The sequence below is a fragment of the Solimonas terrae genome (assembly GCF_011067135.1).
GTDB classification, from domain to species: domain Bacteria; phylum Pseudomonadota; class Gammaproteobacteria; order Nevskiales; family Nevskiaceae; genus Solimonas; species Solimonas terrae.
In genome coordinates this window covers 103,096-119,375 of sequence record NZ_JAAMOW010000011.1, presented here as the reverse complement: position 1 = coordinate 119,375, position 16,280 = coordinate 103,096, and the positions used below count along the sequence as shown (strand labels likewise).

Below are 16,280 nucleotides of genomic sequence, written 5' to 3'. Positions count from 1 at the left end.
ATGGCCAGAAAACACAAGCACGAGGATCACGTCAACCACGAAGCCTGGGCGATCCCGTACGGGGATCTGTTGACCCTGCTGCTGGCGTTCTTCGTCGTGATGTACGCCGTGTCGTCGGTCAATGAAGGCCGCTATCGCGTGCTGGCCGATTCGCTGTCGCAGGCCTTCGGCGGTCCGCCGAAATCGCTCAAGCCGGTGCAGATCGGCGACAAGCCGCAGAAGGGCACGCAGGCCGATGCCATGTTCAACACGCCGAGCATGCGCGGCTTCGAGAAGGAAGTCTCGCAACTGCAGGCCGGCCGCGCCGGCGTGCGCATCGGCGGCGAGCAGCCGTCGCCGCGCTCGGAGGGCGAGCAGTCGAAGGCCGCGCTCGATGCGCCGCCGCAGGCCTTGAAGACCATGTCGGATGCGGTGCAGGCGGCGATGAAGGACCTGATCACCGCCAAGCTCGTGACCGTGCGCCGCAACGAGCACTGGCTGGAGATCGAGATCCGCACCGACATCCTGTTCGCCAGCGGCGTGGCACAGATTGCGCCGAGCGCCGAGCCGGTGCTGCAGAAGCTGGCCGACATCCTCAAGCCGTTTCCGAATCCGCTGCGCATCGAGGGCTACACCGACAATGTGCCGATCGCCACCAACCGCTTTCCGTCGAACTGGGAACTGTCGGCGGCGCGTGCCGCGAGCGTCGTGCACCTGTTCATGGAAACCGGTGTCGATCCGACGCGCATGAGCGTCGCCGGCTTCGGCGAGTACCGGCCGGTGGCCGACAACGCCGATGCCGACGGTCGCAACCGCAACCGTCGCGTGGTCGTGGTGGTGATGGCAAACGAAGGGGACCAGGTCATGGCGAGCACCGATCCGGCGGTCGCGCCGCCGCAGGCCGACGGCGGCGGCAGTCTCGCCGCTCCGGCAGAAAGCGCGGCACCGGCGGCGCCGGTCGCGGCGGTGGCGAGCCTGGCGGGTGCCCACGGCCTGGCGAGCCGCGCGGCGGCGACGGGCCTGCCATGAGCGCACTTGCACGCAAGACCGACGGCGAGTTCGCGCGCTGGGTCTGTTTCGGACTCGGCAGCCAGGAATACGGACTGCCGATCCTGCAGGTACACGAGGTCCTGCGGCCGCTGCCGATCGAGCCGGTGCCCGGCGCGCCGGACATCGTGCCGGGCGTCGTCAACCTGCGCGGCCAGGTCGTCACCGTCATCGACCTGCGCCGGTACCTGGTGCTCCCGGTCACGCCGATCGGCACCGAGACGCGGATCGTCGTCGTCGAACACGACGGCGAAACCTTCGGCCTGCTGGTCGATCGCATCGGCGAGGTTTCGAAGATCGCACTGAACGCGATCAAGCCGGTACCGACGCTGCATCGGCAAGGCAATCGTTACGGCTTCGCCGGCGTCGTCGGTCGCGGCGCCGTGCTGCTGACCCTGCTCGACGTCGACGCCCTGTTCGCCGCGATGCCGCGCTGAACCGCGATCGTCGAACCGACCGCTCGGCGGCTTCACTGCGACGTTCATCCCCCGCCGGTACAGGAACACCCGACAACGGCCGCTGACGACGCATGGCCCACCCCGATCGACGCGGAGCATGTGCGAGATGAGCATTGCCGATGCTGAAGCAGCGCCGCTCGTGCTGGCGGCCGATCTCGGGATCGAGCGCGTTGCGGCGCTGCGCGCGCAACTGCTCGACGTGCTCGAACAACCCGCGGTGACGCTGGCCGCCGACGCGGTGGTGCGCGTGCACGGCGCCACGCTGCAGCTGCTGACCGCGTTCTGTCGCGAGCGTCGCGCTGCCGGACGCGAGACGCATTGGGCGAATGCCAGCGGCGTGCTGCGCGACGCCGCGCAGCGGCTGGGGCTCGGGCCGCAACTTCATATCGAGGAGAACTAGGGCATGGGCGAACGCGTACTGGCCGTCGACGATTCGGCCTCGATGCGGCAGATGGTGGCCTTCACGCTGCGCGAGGCGGGCTTCGATGTTGCCGAGGCAGAGGACGGCGTGGCGGCGCTGGCGCTGGCCAGGAACGAGGCGTTCCGCATCGTGCTATGCGACGTCAACATGCCGAATCTCGACGGCATCGGTCTGGTCAAGGCCCTGCGCCAGATGCCGGACTACCGCTTCACGCCGCTGCTGATGCTCACCACCGAATCGAGCCCCGAGAAGAAGCAGGAAGGCAAGGCTGCCGGCGCGACCGGCTGGCTGGTCAAGCCGTTCAATCCGGAACAGCTGATCACGACCATGCGCCGCGTGCTCGGCTGAGGTCAGGCTCATGGCCTCCATCGACCTCAGCCGTTTCCACCGCACCTTCTTCGAGGAGAGTTTCGAGGGCCTCGACGTGATGGAAGCGTCGCTGCTGGCTCTCGATCCCGAACAGGTCGACAGCGAGACGATCAACGGTATCTTCCGCGCCGCGCATTCGATCAAGGGCGGCGCCGGAACCTTCGGCTTCGAGGCGATCGCCGGCTTCACGCATCTGCTCGAAACCCTGCTCGACGAAATGCGTGCCGGCAAGCGTGCGATCACGGCGCCGGACATCGAACTGCTGCTGCGTGCGGTCGACGCCTTGCGCGGCCTGCTGGCCACCGCCCGCGACGGCGGCGCAGTCGACCCGGGCACGGTCGAGCCGCTGCGAGCCGAACTGGCGCAGTGCCTGGCCGGCGGTGGCGTGGTTCCGCAGGCGGCCGAGCGCGACGAGGTGCCGGCCAGCGGCTGGCGCATCCGCTTTGCGCCGAAGCCGGAACTGTTTGCCAGCGGCAATGATCCGCTGCTGATCCTGCGCGAACTCCAGCAGCTCGGCGACGCGACCATCGTCTGCGATGTCGATGCGCTGCCGTCGTTCGGCGAGCTCGATCCCGAAAGCTGTCACCTGGCCTGGACGATCGAGCTGCGCGGCGAGATTTCGCGCGCGGCGGTCGCCGACGTGTTCGCCTGGGTCGAGGACGACTGCGATCTGAGCATCGCGGCGCTGACGCCGACGCCGGCGCAGCCCCAGTCCGGCAGCAAGGTCGAATCCATCGTCGCGTCGGCGCCGCGCGCCGAGCCGCGCGGCGACAGCGCCTCGATCCGCGTCGCGACCGCCAAGATCGATGCGCTCATCAATCTGGTCGGCGAGCTGGTGATCACGCAGGCGATGCTGCAGCAGCTCGCCAGCCATCTCGATCCGGTCCACAACGAAGCCCTGCTGCAGGGGCTTTCGCAGCTCGATCGCAATACCCGCGTGCTGCAGGAGGCGGTGATGTCGACGCGCATGTTGCCGGTCGACGCCGTGTTCTCGCGCTTCCCGCGTGTCGTCCACGATCTCGCCGGCAAGCTCGGCAAGCAGGTACGCCTGCAACTGGTCGGCGAAGGCACCGAACTCGACAAGAGCGTGATCGAGAAGATCAGCGATCCGCTCACGCATCTGGTCCGCAACAGCCTCGATCACGGCCTGGAGTCGCCGGACGAGCGCGCGGCGGCCGGCAAGGACGGCTGCGGCACGGTAACGCTGAAGGCTTCGCATCAGGGAGGCCACATCGTCATCGAGGTGGCCGATGACGGCCGCGGACTGAGCCGCGGCAAGCTGCTCGCCAAGGCGAGCGAGAAGGGCATCGCCTGCAACGAGCAGATGAGCGATGCCGAAGTCTGGCAGCTGATCTTCGCGCCCGGCTTCTCGACGGCCGCGCAGGTCACCGACGTGTCCGGCCGCGGCGTCGGCATGGATGTCGTCAAGAAGAACATCCAGGCGCTCGGCGGCAGCGTCGAACTGGCATCGCGCGAAGGCGCCGGCACCCGCGTCACGATCCGCCTGCCGCTGACGCTGGCGATTCTCGACGGCATGTCGGTCGCGGTCGGTGACGACATCTACATCCTGCCGCTGTCGGCGGTCGTCGAATCGCTGCAGCCGCAGCCGGAGCAGATCCGCCGCGTCGCCGGCGAGGGCACGGTCGTGCGCGTGCGCAATGAATACGTGCCGCTGCTGCCGGTCAAGGACTGGTTCCGCGTGCCCGGCGCCTCGCGTCCGCCGCACGAATCGATTCTCGTGCTGGTCGAGGCCGACGGTCACAAGCTGGCCCTGCAGGTCGACGAACTGGTCGGCCAGCAGCAGGTGGTCATCAAATCGCTGGAAGCCAACTACAAGCGGGTCGCCGGGATTTCCGGCGCCACCATCCTCGGCGACGGTCGCGTTGCCCTGATTCTCGATATCGCCGAGATCGTGCGCCTTGCAACGCGCGCGCTTGCGGCCTGATTGCCCGGAGCGGCCATGAACGCCTCAGCAGAAGCAGTCAACGCGGAAAGCAGCGAGTTCCTCACCTTCACGCTCGGTGCCGAGGAATACGGTGTCGACATCCTCAAGGTGCAGGAGATTCGTCGCTACGACACGGTCACGCGCATTCCCGACACGCCGGATTTCATCAAGGGCGTGGTCAACCTGCGCGGCACGATCGTGCCGGTCATCGATCTGCGCCAGAAGCTGAAGTTCGAGCGCGCCGAGTACGACGCGTTCACGGTGATGATCATTCTGAACATCGCCAAGCGTGTCGTCGGCATGGTCGTCGACAGCGTTTCCGACGTCATGCAGCTGTCGGCCGAACAGATACGCCCGGCGCCGGAGTTCGGCGCCAGTGTCGATACCCGCTTCATCACCGGCCTGGGTGCGATCGACGATCGCATGCTGATCCTGGTCGACATCGAAAAACTGCTGCGCTCGCCGGACATGGCCCTGTTGCCAGCCGCCGACGGCAGCGTCACGCAGCACTAAGGCGAGGAGCCACTCATGAGCAAGTCCGCAGGCCGCAAAGCCGTCGTCAAAGCCCGGCCCGGGAAGGCCGCCGTCAAGGCTCCCGTCAAGGTCGGCAAATCGTCCGTCAGGAAGGCGGCGGTCCGGTCGCCCGGCATGTCCGTGCAGGCGGCCAATCAGGCGCGCGTGCAGGCCGGCTTCGAGCTGATCAGCACCAACGTCATGGTCGCCGACAAGGACCTCAACATCCTGTACGCGAATCCGTCGGTGGTGAAGATGCTGACGAACGCCGAGAGCGACATTCGCAAGGACCTGCCGAACTTCGAGGCCGGCAAGGTGCTGGGCGCGAACATCGACATCTTCCATCGCAACCCGGCCCACCAGCGCGGCATGCTCGGCCAGCTCGACGGCAGCCATAGTGCGCGCATCAAACTCGGTGGTCGCACCTTCGCGCTGGTCATCACGTCGATCAGGAATGCCGGCGGCGATCGCGACGGATTCGTCGTCGAGTGGAACGACATGACCGTGGAGCTGGAGCAGCTTGCCGAGCAGCAGCTGCGCGCCGCGGAATTCGAAGGACAGCTCAAGGCGATCAGCAAGGCGCAGGCGGTCATCGAGTTCACCACCGACGGGCGGATCATCACGGCGAACGAGAATTTCCTGACGACGCTCGGATACACGCTCGACGAAATCAAGGGCCAGCATCACTCGATGTTCGTCGATCCGGCCCATCGCACCAGCACCGAGTACCGCATGTTCTGGGAAAAGCTCGGTCGCGGCGAGTTCGATGCCGGCCAGTACCGGCGCTTCGGCAAGGGGGGCAAGGAGGTCTGGATCCAGGCTTCGTACAACCCCATCCATGACCAGGACGGCAAGGTCATCAAGGTCATCAAGTACGCGACCGACATCACGGAGCAGAAACTGCGCAATGCCGATTTCGAAGGCCAGCTGCGGGCGATCAGCAAGGCGCAGGCGGTCATCGAATTCACGCTCGACGGCAAGATCCTGCACGCCAACGAGAACTTCCTGAAGACGCTGGGCTACACGCTCGACGAGGTGAAGGGCCAGCACCACTCGATGTTCGTCGATCCGGCCTATCGCAGCAGCACCGAATACCGGCTGTTCTGGGACAAGCTCGGGCGCGGCGAATACGACTCGGGCCAGTACAAGCGCATTGCCAAGGGCGGTCGCGAAATCTGGATCCAGGCCAGCTACAACCCGATCTACGACATGAACGGCAAGCCGTTCAAGGTGGTCAAGTACGCGAGCGATGTCACCGAGCAGGTGCGCGCCAACGAGGTGCTGCAACAGGCGGTCCATCAGACCCAGGAAGTCGTCGCCGCGGCGCGCGAGGGCGATCTGATGCAGCGCATTCCGCTCGACGGCAAGACCGGCTCGATTCGCGAACTCTGCGATGGCGTGAATTCGCTGGTCGACACCATGGCCGGCGTGGTCGGCCGCATCCAGGAATCGAGCGGCACGATCAATTCGGCGGCCAAGGAGATCGCGGCCGGCAACAGCGATCTGTCGGCGCGCACCGAACAGCAGGCCGCCGCGCTCGAGGAAACTGCCTCGTCGATGGAGGAGCTGACCAGCACCGTCAAGCAGAACGCCGAAAACGCGCGTCAGGCCAACCAGCTTGCGGTCGGCGCGTCCGATGTCGCGCGCAAGGGCGGGCAGGTCGTGTCCGAGGTCGTGACGACGATGTCGGCGATCAACGAGTCGAGCAAGAAGATCGTCGACATCATCAGCGTCATCGACGGCATCGCCTTCCAGACCAACATCCTGGCACTGAACGCCGCGGTCGAAGCCGCGCGCGCCGGTGAACAGGGCCGCGGCTTCGCGGTGGTCGCTGCCGAGGTGCGCTCGCTGGCGCAGCGCTCGGCTGCCGCCGCCAAGGAGATCAAGGGTCTGATCGGCGATTCGGTGGAGAAGGTCGGCAACGGTAGCAAGCTCGTCGAGCAGGCCGGCAAGACCATGGAAGAAATCGTGACCAGCGTGAAGCGCGTGACCGACATCATGGCCGAGATCAGCGCCGCGTCGCAGGAACAGAGCGCCGGCATCGAGCAGGTCAACAAGGCGATCACTTCGATGGACGAGGTCACGCAGCAGAACGCGGCCTTGGTCGAGGAAGCCTCGGCCGCGGCCCGTTCGCTGGAGGAACAGGCCGACGGCCTGTCGCAGTCGGTCGCACAGTTCCGCGTCGACGACGCGCGCACGGTGACGCCGGCCGCAGCGCCGGCAGTCGCGGCCAGGCCCGCCGCGCCACGCCCGGCAGTACGCCCGGCTGCACCGGCTCCGCGTGCCGCTGCACCGGCGGTCGCCAGGCGCAACGGCGTCAAGCCGGCGCCGGCACCGGCCGGGGATCAGTGGACGGAGTTCTGAAGCGCGGTCGTCGCCGAGAGTGTGCATCGCGGCTCGCGCCGCTCCTGCAGAAGAGGCAACTGGCAGGAGCGGCGCATGTCGCGACCCGAAGCGCAATTTGCAGGAGCGACGCGAGTCGCCGCCGATTTCCCCGGTTTCACCATGTCCGACCACAACGAAGCGAGCCGCGAGTTTCACTTCACCGCACGCGATTTCGAGCGCGTCAGGCGGATGATCTATGCGCGTGCCGGCATCGCGCTGGCCGGTGGCAAGGAAGATCTGGTCTACAGCCGCCTCGCACGACGCCTGCGCGCCTGCGGCGAGCAGCGCTTCGACCGCTACCTCGACGCACTGGAAGCCTCGGCCACGTCGCCGGAATGGGAAGGTTTCACCAACGCGCTGACCACCAATCTGACGAGCTTCTTCCGCGAGGCGCACCACTTCGATCAGCTGCAGCAGTTCCTGCGTTGTCTGCCGCGTGACCACCATGCGCGCATCTGGTGTGCGGCTGCGTCGACCGGCGAGGAGCCGTACTCGATCGCGATCAGCGCGGCCGAAGCCGGTGGCCGGGTGCCGCCGCCGGTCGAGATCGTCGCCACCGACATCGACACCCAGGTGCTGGTCACGGCAGCGCGCGGCGTCTATCCGCTGGAGCGCGTCGCACAGCTCGACAAGGCGCTGCTGCGCCGCTATTTCCGTCGCGGCACTGGCCCCAATGAAGGCTACGCGCGCATCCTGCCGGAGCTGTCGGGCGTCATCGATTTCCACGCCCTGAACCTGCTCGAAGCGCGCTGGGATCTGCGCGGCCCGTTCGACGCGATCTTCTGTCGCAACGTGATGATCTATTTCGACAAGCCGACGCAGATCAAGCTGATGCGCCGGCTCGCCGATCTGCTGGTTCCGAACGGCCTGCTGTTCACCGGTCACTCGGAGTCGTTCTTCAATCTCGGCGACATGCTCAAGCCCTGCGGCCGTACCGCCTATCGCCGCGTCGCACTCGGCGAGGTCGCCGCGTGAGCAGCGCCGCGCAACGCGCCGAGGCCGCCTGGAGCGGCGCCGAGAGTTACGGCGCGATCAGTGGCCGCCGCTATCGCGATCGCGATCTTGCCAGCGAGGCGATCAAGATCCTGCCCGGCGAATTCCATGTCACCGACGAGGACATCGTGCTGGTCACGCTGCTCGGCTCCTGCGTGTCCGCCTGTCTGCGCGATCCACTGGCCGGCGTCGGCGGCATCAACCACTTCATGTTGCCGGAGGCCGAAGCGCTCGGCGGCGGCTCGGCACGCTACGGCGCCTACGCGATGGAAGTGCTGATCAACGAACTGCTGAAGCGCGGCGCGCGCCGCGACCGCCTCGAGGCCAAGGTCTTCGGTGGCGGCAACGTCATCGCCGGCATGACGGTCGCCAACGTCGGCGCGCGCAATGCGAGCTTCGCGCTGCGCTATCTGGAAGACGAGCGCATCCGCATTCTTGCGCAGGATCTCGGCGGCGTCGACGCACGCAAGCTCGGCTACTTTCCGCGCAGCGGCCGGGTCCTGCTCAAGCATCTGCCGGTCGCCGCGACCGTCGCCGATCTCGCGGTCGAAACAGCCTACGGCCGTCAGTTGCAGCGCGAACAGCCGGCCGGCGACGTGGAGCTGTTCTGATGAGCAGGCTCAAGGTCCTGATCGTCGACGACTCCGCGCTGATCCGGCAGCTGATGACCGAGATCCTGTCCGCCGATCCGGAACTGGAAGTGGTCGGCAGTGCGCCCGATCCGCTGATCGCGCGCGAGAAGATCAAGCAGCTCAATCCGGACGTGCTGACGCTCGATGTCGAGATGCCGCGCATGGACGGCCTGACCTTCCTCGAAAACCTGATGCGCCTGCGGCCGATGCCGGTACTGATGGTGTCGTCGCTGACCGAGGCCGGCGCCGACGTGACCCTGCAGGCGCTGGAACTCGGCGCCGTCGACTTCGTCACCAAGCCCAAGCTCGATGTCAGCGCGGGCCTGAACGCCTATGCCGAACTGCTGCGCGAAAAGGTCCGCACGCTCGGTCGCGTGCGCCCGCGCAGCGCCGGCGCCGCAGCGCCGCAGCGGCTGGTGCGGCGGCCGTACCGCACCACCGACCAGATCATCGCGATCGGTGCGTCCACCGGCGGCACGGAGGCGATCCGGGCCGTGCTCGAACGCATGCCGGCCGACGCCCCGGCCGTCGTCATCACCCAGCACATTCCCGCCGCGTTCAGCGCGCCGTTCGCCGCGCGTCTCGATCGCAGTTCGGCGATGTCGGTCTGCGAGGCCGACGACGGCCAGCAGATCCTGCCGGGCCACGCGTATGTCGCGCCGGGTGACCGCCACCTGCTGATCGCGCGCAGCGGTGCCCGTTATCTGTGCCGTCTGTCGGACGGCCCGCCGCAGAATCGCCACCGTCCCAGCGTCGAGGCGATGTTCGACAGCCTTGCCGCACACGCCGGGCCGAACGTCGTCGCCACCATCCTCACCGGCATGGGCGAGGACGGCGCGCGCGGCCTGCTGACCCTGCGCGAAGCCGGCGCGCGCACCTTTGCCCAGGACGAAGCCTCCAGCGTGGTCTGGGGCATGCCGGGCGCCGCGTTCAAGCTCGGCGCCTGCGAGCGCGTCGTACCGCTCGACGCGATGGCACAGGCCCTGCTCGATGCACTCGAATAGCGCCGGTCCGGTGCCGACCACGCTGCGGCTCGCCGGCCATGCGGGAGCGACGCAAGCCGCGATTGCGCGGCCTGATGCAGTGATATGCAGGTCGCGGCTTGCGCCCGTCCTGCAAGGCGGGCGCCGCTCGCGGCGACGGCTGAAGTGATTGAATCGGTCCTTTGCTAAAGCATCACGCCGACACGCCGATATGTTGCTTGGAGACTCAGACAAATTTCAGGAGCTGCCGATGCATGCCTTGCCGTGGAAGCCGCTGGCGATCCCCGCCGCGCTCACCGCCGTGCACATCCTCGTGCGGCTGCTGCTGCCGAGCGAAACCGCCGTGTCCCTGAGTGGTTTCGCCGCCGCGCTCGCCTGGGGCGTGCTCGCGCTGTGGCAGCTGCGTGCGCTCATGCAGCAGCAGGCCGAGATCACGCGCCTGTCGCGCCAGAGCGAGCTGCGCATGCGCGGCCTCGCCGAACTGCGCGGCGGACTGATGCGCGAAGCACTGGCCACCGGCACCGAAGTCGAGCGCGTGCGCGGCCTGATCAACGATGCGGTGCGCCAGCTCGGCGTCGCGTTTTCGGAAATGGATCGCCAGTCGCGCATCCAGGAACAGGCCGTCGCCGGCATCCTCGCGCAGAACAACGGCTCGTCGGCGGGCACCGATGTCCGCCACTTCGCGGAAACCGCGGTCGGCCTGATGAGCGGGCTGGCCGATGCGCTCGGCAAGGTCAGCCAGCAGAGCGTCACCACCGTCGGCCAGATCGACGAGATGGTCAAACACCTGGACGCGATCTTCGAGTTGCTCGGCGACGTCAAGACGATTGCCGACCAGACCAACCTGCTGGCGCTCAACGCGGCGATCGAGGCCGCGCGTGCCGGCGAGGCCGGCCGCGGCTTCGCGGTCGTCGCCGAGGAAGTGCGTTCGCTGTCGGAACGCTCGACGAATTTCAACGAACAGATCCGCAAGCTGGTGTCGGTGTCCAAGGACGCGATCGCCAAGGTGCGCGACACGGTCGGCGACATGGCGACGCGCGACAGCAGCGTCAGCAGCGGCGCGCAGGACGAGGTCAACCGCCTGCTCGGTCAGGTCGCCGCGATCAACGACGGTCTCACCCAGGGGCTGCGCACGGTCGCCGATGCGCGCACGCAGATCAGCGACGCCGTCGGCCGCGCCGTGCGCTGCCTGCAGTTCGAGGACATCTCCACGCAGGCACTCGGGGTCGCGCAGGCGCACGCCAAGCGTGTCGAGGCGATCGGTTCGGAACTCGATGGCGAACCGCGGGTCTCTGATAACGCCGCGCCCGGCGCGCCGGCCGCACCGAATGCATCCGACTGGCGGGCGCCGGTCCATCGTCCGGTCGCGCAGGTGTCGATGGAAGAGGGCACGGTCGACCTGTTCTGAGGGCGCCGGCCGTTCGCTGCTGTCACGAGGTCCGTCGCGCGAGGATCTGCGGCACGAACGTCCGGCAGCCCACCAATCGCGCCGTGCGCACCCGCGTCGCGGCCGTGTTTTCCGGCCCGGCACGCGGATAGCCGCGCGATTGCGTCGTCGGGCACCGCTCACGGAGCCGTGACGGCACCCCCCGCGACCGCGATGACCGGCGCCGGCCAGCACCCGAAGCCGGCGACCGTCGATGGCGGTGCGCCCGGGTGTAGACTGCGCGCCCTCTTGCCGGGAACCGTGTCGATGTCCGTCTCGCGTGAAAATCTGCTGGCTGTTCTCGATGCCCACGTCCATCCGCTGATCGGCCGCGGCCTGGTCGCCGCCGGGGCGATCGCGTCTGCCGAAGTGGTCGGCGATGCGGCGCGCGTGGTGATCGAACTCGGCTTCCCGTCGGCCGGCATTCGCGACGCGCTGGCGCAGACACTCGGCGCGCAGATCAACGAACAACTGGGTCTGGTGGCGGAGCTGTCGATCGGCTCGCGCATCGCCAGCCACGCGGCGCGCAAGAACCTGGAGCCGCTGCCGGGCATTCGCAACATCATCGCCGTCGCGAGCGGCAAGGGCGGCGTCGGCAAGTCGACGGTCGCCGCCAATCTGGCACTGGCACTGGCCGCCGAAGGCGCGCGCGTCGGTCTGCTCGATGCCGACATCTACGGCCCGAGCCAGCCACGCATGCTCGGCGTCGCCAATTTCAAGCCGACATCACCGGACGGCAAGCGCATGAACCCGATTGCCGCGCACGGCATCCAGGTGATGTCGATCGGCTTTCTGGTCGGTGACGATCAGCCGATGATCTGGCGCGGCCCGATGGTCACGCAGGCGCTCGGCCAGCTGCTCAACGAAACGGTCTGGGACGAGGTCGACTATCTGGTCGTCGATCTGCCGCCCGGCACCGGCGACATCCAGCTGACGCTGGCGCAGAAGATTCCGGTCAGCGGCGCGGTGATCGTCACCACACCGCAGGAAATCGCGCTGCTCGACGCGCGCAAGGGCCTGCAGATGTTCCGCCGCGTGGAAGTGCCGGTGCTCGGCATCGTCGAGAACATGGCCTGGTACGACTGCGGCGATCATCGCGACTACATCTTCGGGGAAGGCGGCGGTGCTCGCATGGCGGCGCAGTACGGCATCGAGCTGCTCGGCCAGCTGCCGCTGACCACCAGCATTCGCCAGCAGATGGATGATGGCCGACCGACCGTGATCGCTGCGCCGGAGTCGGACATCGCGCAACGCTACCGGGAAATCGCCCGCCGCGCTGCCGCACAGATCGCTTACGGCGTGCCCGGCGCCGTGTTTCCGACAATCGAGATCAGCGACGACTGAGGCCGCGGGCGGCGGCGCGCGGCGCGACGATCCGCCCGTCGCCGTTCAAAGAAACTGCATGCCGAAGTACAGGCCGTGCGCGAGGCCGATCGCGCCTGCCCACAGCGCCCAGATGAAATCACTTCGCACTGCGTAATCGTCGTCGAGCATGGCGGGTAGCTTCTCCGGATATCCGATATCGCCCTACGGCGGCCCGCCGATTCCGGATGCAGGCCGGCGCTGTCCCCCGCGTAGCGTTCCGGCAGGCTGCCTTTGCGTCGCCGCCCGCCGATCACCGGTCGGTGTGCGAAGGCGCCCCGCGCCGCGGCGAGCCGCGGCCGATGTCGCCCCCTGAACCGGCGTCGCGGAAGCGCCGGGAGACCGGGCAACGGCCCGTAATAGTCTGGTAAGCCGCTTCGTCAAACCTGCGTTCCGGGAAACGGCACGGCCGCGCGCGGGTACTGCGTTCGGGCGCCGTCATGGACGGGCGTGCCGGGTTTTCCCGCGATCAAGGGGTGATCCGGCAAACCGATGAGCAGGAAAACACTGAAGCTGAGAGACCGTGACGGGCGCGTGATGCGGCGATGCGCGTGTCCGTCTGGCGCGCGCGGCGTACGGGCGTCATGAACGTCGTCACCCCGGCGTTTGCCGCGGCGACGCGCCGGAGCAGGAAGATTCTGGCGATCGAGATCGCCGGTCTCGGCGATCTGGTGCACTCGCTGCCGGCGCTCTGGGCATTGCGCTGCGCCTATCCGGCGGCCGAACTGCACTGCATGGTGCAGGAGGTCAATCTCAGCTTTCTGCAAATGCTGCCGTGGATCGACAAGGCGATTCCGTACTGCCGCTCGATCGATGCCGGCATCGGCTATCACCTGTCGATGCTGCGGCGGCTGCGTGCGGCGCACTACGACGTGGCCGTCGATCTGATCGGCTCCGACTACGCCTCCGCCATCGCCGGGCTGTCCGGCGCCGGCCGCCGCCTGATCCGTCGGCCGGGCGGATCGCGCAGCCGATGGGCCTGGCGCCTGTTCGCCAGCGACCTGGCCGATGTGCCGTTCCGCACGGGCGCGATGTACGAGCAGCGTCTGCGCTGCCTGCAGATGGCCGGTTTCGCCGCCGTCGAGGCGAAGTTCAATCTTGCTGCGGCCGCAGCCGACACGATCGTGGACGATCTTCGGCGCGATGCGCCGGCCGGCTACATTCATGTCAGTCCGTACACGAAGCTGATGCGCAAGGAGCTGCCGCCAGTGCAAATGGCCGAACTGCTGCTGGGCTTGCATCGCAGATTTCCGTCGCGACGGCTCGTCATTTCATGCTCGCGCAAGTCCCGCGAACGCGAAGCGCTTGCGCAGCTGTTGCCGGAGCTGCCGTTCCAGGCATTGAAAGTCTTTGACGGCGAGCTGAGTCTTCCGCAGCTGTTTCGCGTCATCGAGGGCGCGGCCCTGCACGTCGGCGGCGATACCGGAACGATCCATTTCGCATGGCTGGCGCGCACGCCGTCGGTCAGCTGGCATCGGCAGATCGAATCGATGAACGACTGGGCGCCGAAAGGCGAGCAGCACGCCGTGTTGTCCTGCCCTTCGGACCCGGCGGACTATCTGCGAGGCATCGACACCGAATCGCTGCTGCGCAGCGCCGCCGCCGTCATACGCGGCATGCCGGCGACGCCGATGGACGGCCCCTGCGAATGGACGCCGGCACCCGCTGGCGATCCCGGCCAGCCGGGCGAAAGGGTCGAGATCGGCAGGCCCGCGGTGGTGGCGGAACTGCGTGCCTGCTGAGCCGCGCCGCCGCGCGTCCGCATGCTGCCGTTGCGGACCGGCCGCGCCTCAGTACGGTCTTCCATCCTTGTGGACAAAGCGCCAGCTGCCGTCGTGGCGCTGCGCTTCGAGATCGTCGTCCGGATAGAACACCTGATCGCCGGTACTGCGGTCGCCGACTTCCAGATAGAGCACGTCGCCGTCCGTTTCATTGATCAGCTGGTGCGCGTCGCCGCTGCCGGCGCGAAAGCCCGCGCACATGCCGGGCGCCAGCGGCGTGCGGCCGGCGTCACTGACCAACACCGGATGACCCTGCAGGATGTAGAGGAACTCGTCCTGTGCCGAGTGCGCGTGGCGCAGCGCCGATACGGCACCGGCCGACAGGCGCGTCAGGTTGACGCCGAAATTGCAAAGCCCGAACAGATCGCCGAGGGGCCGCTTCTCCCTGCCGCCCATGCGCGAGGCGAAAGGTTCCGGATAGTTCGAGGGTTTGCTGCGCACCGGCGCGTCCAGTGCCGGCAGTGCGACGGCGGGCTTTTCGGAAAGCGGCATGTTCGGATTCTCGTTGATGGCGGAGCAGGGGCGGCCGGGCTTCCGGCAAACGGGCGCGTGGAGCGGCGTCGCGTTCGGGATCTATGCCATCTGCTGGCCGACCCACCATGTCGTGCCGCCCGCATCGCGAAAGCCGCCGCGCCGGTCCGGATCGTCCTGCTGCACGGGCGCCTGCACGCCGGTTGCCCCGGCCCGGAGTGCGCGTGCATAGGTGGCATCGACATCCGCCACGTACACATGCACGTGGCTCGGCACCGGCGGCCAGCCCTCCATGGCATCGGCCAGCATGACCACGCTGTCGTCGATGCGGACCTCGCCATGCCGCAGCCTGCCGTCCTCGTGCGGGATCATGCGCAGCGGGGTGGCGCCGAACGTGGCAACGAGAAAATCGATCGTCGCGCCGGCGTCGCCGACGATCAGATACGGGGCGACGGCGTTGTAGCCCTGCGGTTTGAATGCCATGAGTGTTGCTCCTCTGATGCTGCTTCAGACCTTACCGCGCCGGGCGATGGCGAGCCGCAGGTAGCCGCCCAGCAAGGCAAGCGGCACGGGCGCGACGATTTTCGCTGCCTGCATCGGCAGCGGGTGGGCGGGATGCAGGGCGATGCCGACGATGCCGTAGATCGTCAGCAGCACCCCGATCAGCAGCGGATTCCGCAGGCCGCCGGCCTTGGCGAAGTGACAACCCGCGAAGCCGGCGAGAATTCCCAGAAACGCGCCAAGCAGGTTCTGCCACAACAGCAGCCCTGGGTCGGTGTCCGCAAGGCGGATCAGCTGCTGACGATCCGTGATGCCGGGCGGCAGCCACAGCTGGACGATGATTCCCGTCGCAATGACAGACAGGATCAGATAGCCGATCAGCGCCGGCAGGATCGCTTTCATCGAAATCTTGTCGGAAAACATTTCGAGACTCCGGATGTCGTGTTGTCTCGCGCGCGGGAACCGGGACTCAGTCCCGCGCTCCATCCACACCCAGCACGCGGCGCAGGGTTTGCTCCGCGCTGCGTGCCTCGCTGACGAAGACGCGGAACAGGATCGCCAGCGGCAGCACCAGCATCACCGCGAGCAGGCCATGCACCGGCATGGTGTTCGACGGTCCGTAGAACGACAGCACGAACGTCGTCGACACGAACAGGCCGAAGGCCGCCGCAAAGACGATGTTGAAGATCGGCGGGCGCAGGCGGACGTGCACGGCGCCATCCTCGATGGTGCCGACGACAATCGCGGCGTTGCCACGGCGCCGGAACCGCGCGCCCGGCGTGCCGAGCAGCCCGAGCTTGAATCGCTCCGCATCAACGGTGCCGACAAACGACTTGCCCTCGCACTGCCGCAGCCAGTCTGCGATGCGAACGGGCTTGAGCGACAGCGCCGAACGCGCCGGCAGCACCGCTGCCACGAGCCGCGCGTGAACCGCCTCGCGGGACGCATTCGTTGTCAGGATCACGGATCGTCCGAATCGCATCATGAGCGTGGGCCAGGGGAGTGAGCGCAAGG

17 protein-coding genes are annotated in these 16,280 nt (G+C 67.6%); 13 read left to right on the top strand and 4 right to left on the bottom strand.

Going from position 1 to position 16,280, the window contains the following annotated elements:
* From motD to G7Y85_RS19080, 13 genes are all read left to right on the top strand, one after another.
* A complete protein-coding gene (gene motD / locus G7Y85_RS19140; RefSeq protein ID WP_166261286.1) occupies positions 1-1,008 on the top strand; it encodes a flagellar motor protein MotD in 1,008 nt (335 codons plus the stop codon).
* Positions 1,005-1,463 (top strand): chemotaxis protein CheW, encoded by a 459-nt coding sequence (locus tag G7Y85_RS19135; protein ID WP_166261284.1) that lies wholly within the window; start codon positions 1,005-1,007, stop codon positions 1,461-1,463. The genes motD and G7Y85_RS19135 overlap by 4 nt, the downstream gene beginning before the upstream one ends.
* Positions 1,464-1,590: 127 nt before the next feature.
* On the top strand, positions 1,591-1,884 hold the full coding sequence (locus G7Y85_RS19130; protein WP_166261282.1) for an STAS domain-containing protein: 294 nt from the start codon (positions 1,591-1,593) through the stop codon (positions 1,882-1,884).
* Positions 1,885-1,887: 3 nt separating this feature from the next.
* Positions 1,888-2,253 (top strand): response regulator, encoded by a 366-nt coding sequence (locus G7Y85_RS19125; RefSeq protein ID WP_166261280.1) that lies wholly within the window; start codon positions 1,888-1,890, stop codon positions 2,251-2,253.
* A gap of 10 nt (positions 2,254-2,263) precedes the next feature.
* Positions 2,264-4,219, top strand: a complete 1,956-nt coding sequence (locus tag G7Y85_RS19120) for a chemotaxis protein CheA (RefSeq protein WP_166261278.1) — start codon at positions 2,264-2,266, stop codon at positions 4,217-4,219.
* A gap of 15 nt (positions 4,220-4,234) precedes the next feature.
* The gene (locus G7Y85_RS19115) at positions 4,235-4,732 is read left to right on the top strand and encodes a chemotaxis protein CheW (protein ID WP_166261276.1); all 498 of its coding nucleotides are present in this window, start codon (positions 4,235-4,237) and stop codon (positions 4,730-4,732) included.
* A 15-nt stretch (positions 4,733-4,747) separates the two neighbouring features.
* Positions 4,748-7,096, top strand: coding sequence for a methyl-accepting chemotaxis protein (locus tag G7Y85_RS20535; RefSeq protein WP_206675623.1), 2,349 nt, complete (start codon positions 4,748-4,750; stop codon positions 7,094-7,096).
* A 141-nt stretch (positions 7,097-7,237) separates the two neighbouring features.
* A complete protein-coding gene (locus G7Y85_RS19105; protein ID WP_166261388.1) occupies positions 7,238-8,092 on the top strand; it encodes a CheR family methyltransferase in 855 nt (284 codons plus the stop codon).
* On the top strand, positions 8,089-8,721 hold the full coding sequence (gene cheD, locus G7Y85_RS19100; protein WP_166261274.1) for a chemoreceptor glutamine deamidase CheD: 633 nt from the start codon (positions 8,089-8,091) through the stop codon (positions 8,719-8,721). Before G7Y85_RS19105 ends, cheD begins: the two co-directional genes overlap by 4 nt.
* Complete coding sequence (locus G7Y85_RS19095; protein WP_166261272.1) at positions 8,721-9,746, top strand: protein-glutamate methylesterase/protein-glutamine glutaminase; 1,026 nt, start codon at positions 8,721-8,723, stop codon at positions 9,744-9,746. The genes cheD and G7Y85_RS19095 overlap by 1 nt, the downstream gene beginning before the upstream one ends.
* A 229-nt stretch (positions 9,747-9,975) precedes the next feature.
* Positions 9,976-11,133 (top strand): methyl-accepting chemotaxis protein, encoded by a 1,158-nt coding sequence (locus G7Y85_RS19090; protein WP_166261269.1) that lies wholly within the window; start codon positions 9,976-9,978, stop codon positions 11,131-11,133.
* 285 nt (positions 11,134-11,418) lie between these two features.
* Positions 11,419-12,495, top strand: coding sequence for an iron-sulfur cluster carrier protein ApbC (apbC, locus tag G7Y85_RS19085; protein ID WP_166261385.1), 1,077 nt, complete (start codon positions 11,419-11,421; stop codon positions 12,493-12,495).
* Positions 12,496-13,097: 602 nt separating this feature from the next.
* Positions 13,098-14,255, top strand: coding sequence for a glycosyltransferase family 9 protein (locus G7Y85_RS19080; protein WP_166261266.1), 1,158 nt, complete (start codon positions 13,098-13,100; stop codon positions 14,253-14,255).
* Positions 14,256-14,303: 48 nt separating this feature from the next.
* Here the strand turns inward: G7Y85_RS19080 and G7Y85_RS19075 are convergent, their stop codons facing one another.
* The 4 genes from G7Y85_RS19075 to G7Y85_RS19060 all read right to left on the bottom strand — a co-directional run bounded on the left by G7Y85_RS19075 (position 14,304) and on the right by G7Y85_RS19060 (position 16,230).
* Positions 14,304-14,786 carry a cupin domain-containing protein gene (locus G7Y85_RS19075; RefSeq protein WP_166261263.1) on the bottom strand — a complete coding sequence of 161 codons (483 nt, stop codon included), beginning with the start codon at positions 14,784-14,786 and terminating at the stop codon, positions 14,304-14,306.
* Positions 14,787-14,867: 81 nt separating this feature from the next.
* Positions 14,868-15,248, bottom strand: coding sequence for a VOC family protein (locus G7Y85_RS19070; RefSeq protein WP_166261260.1), 381 nt, complete (start codon positions 15,246-15,248; stop codon positions 14,868-14,870).
* Positions 15,249-15,272: 24 nt separating this feature from the next.
* Positions 15,273-15,668 carry a hypothetical protein gene (locus tag G7Y85_RS19065; RefSeq protein ID WP_166261257.1) on the bottom strand — a complete coding sequence of 132 codons (396 nt, stop codon included), beginning with the start codon at positions 15,666-15,668 and terminating at the stop codon, positions 15,273-15,275.
* A gap of 67 nt (positions 15,669-15,735) precedes the next feature.
* Positions 15,736-16,230, bottom strand: a complete 495-nt coding sequence (locus tag G7Y85_RS19060; RefSeq protein WP_166261254.1) for a hypothetical protein — start codon at positions 16,228-16,230, stop codon at positions 15,736-15,738.
* Positions 16,231-16,280: the final 50 nt, after the last annotated feature.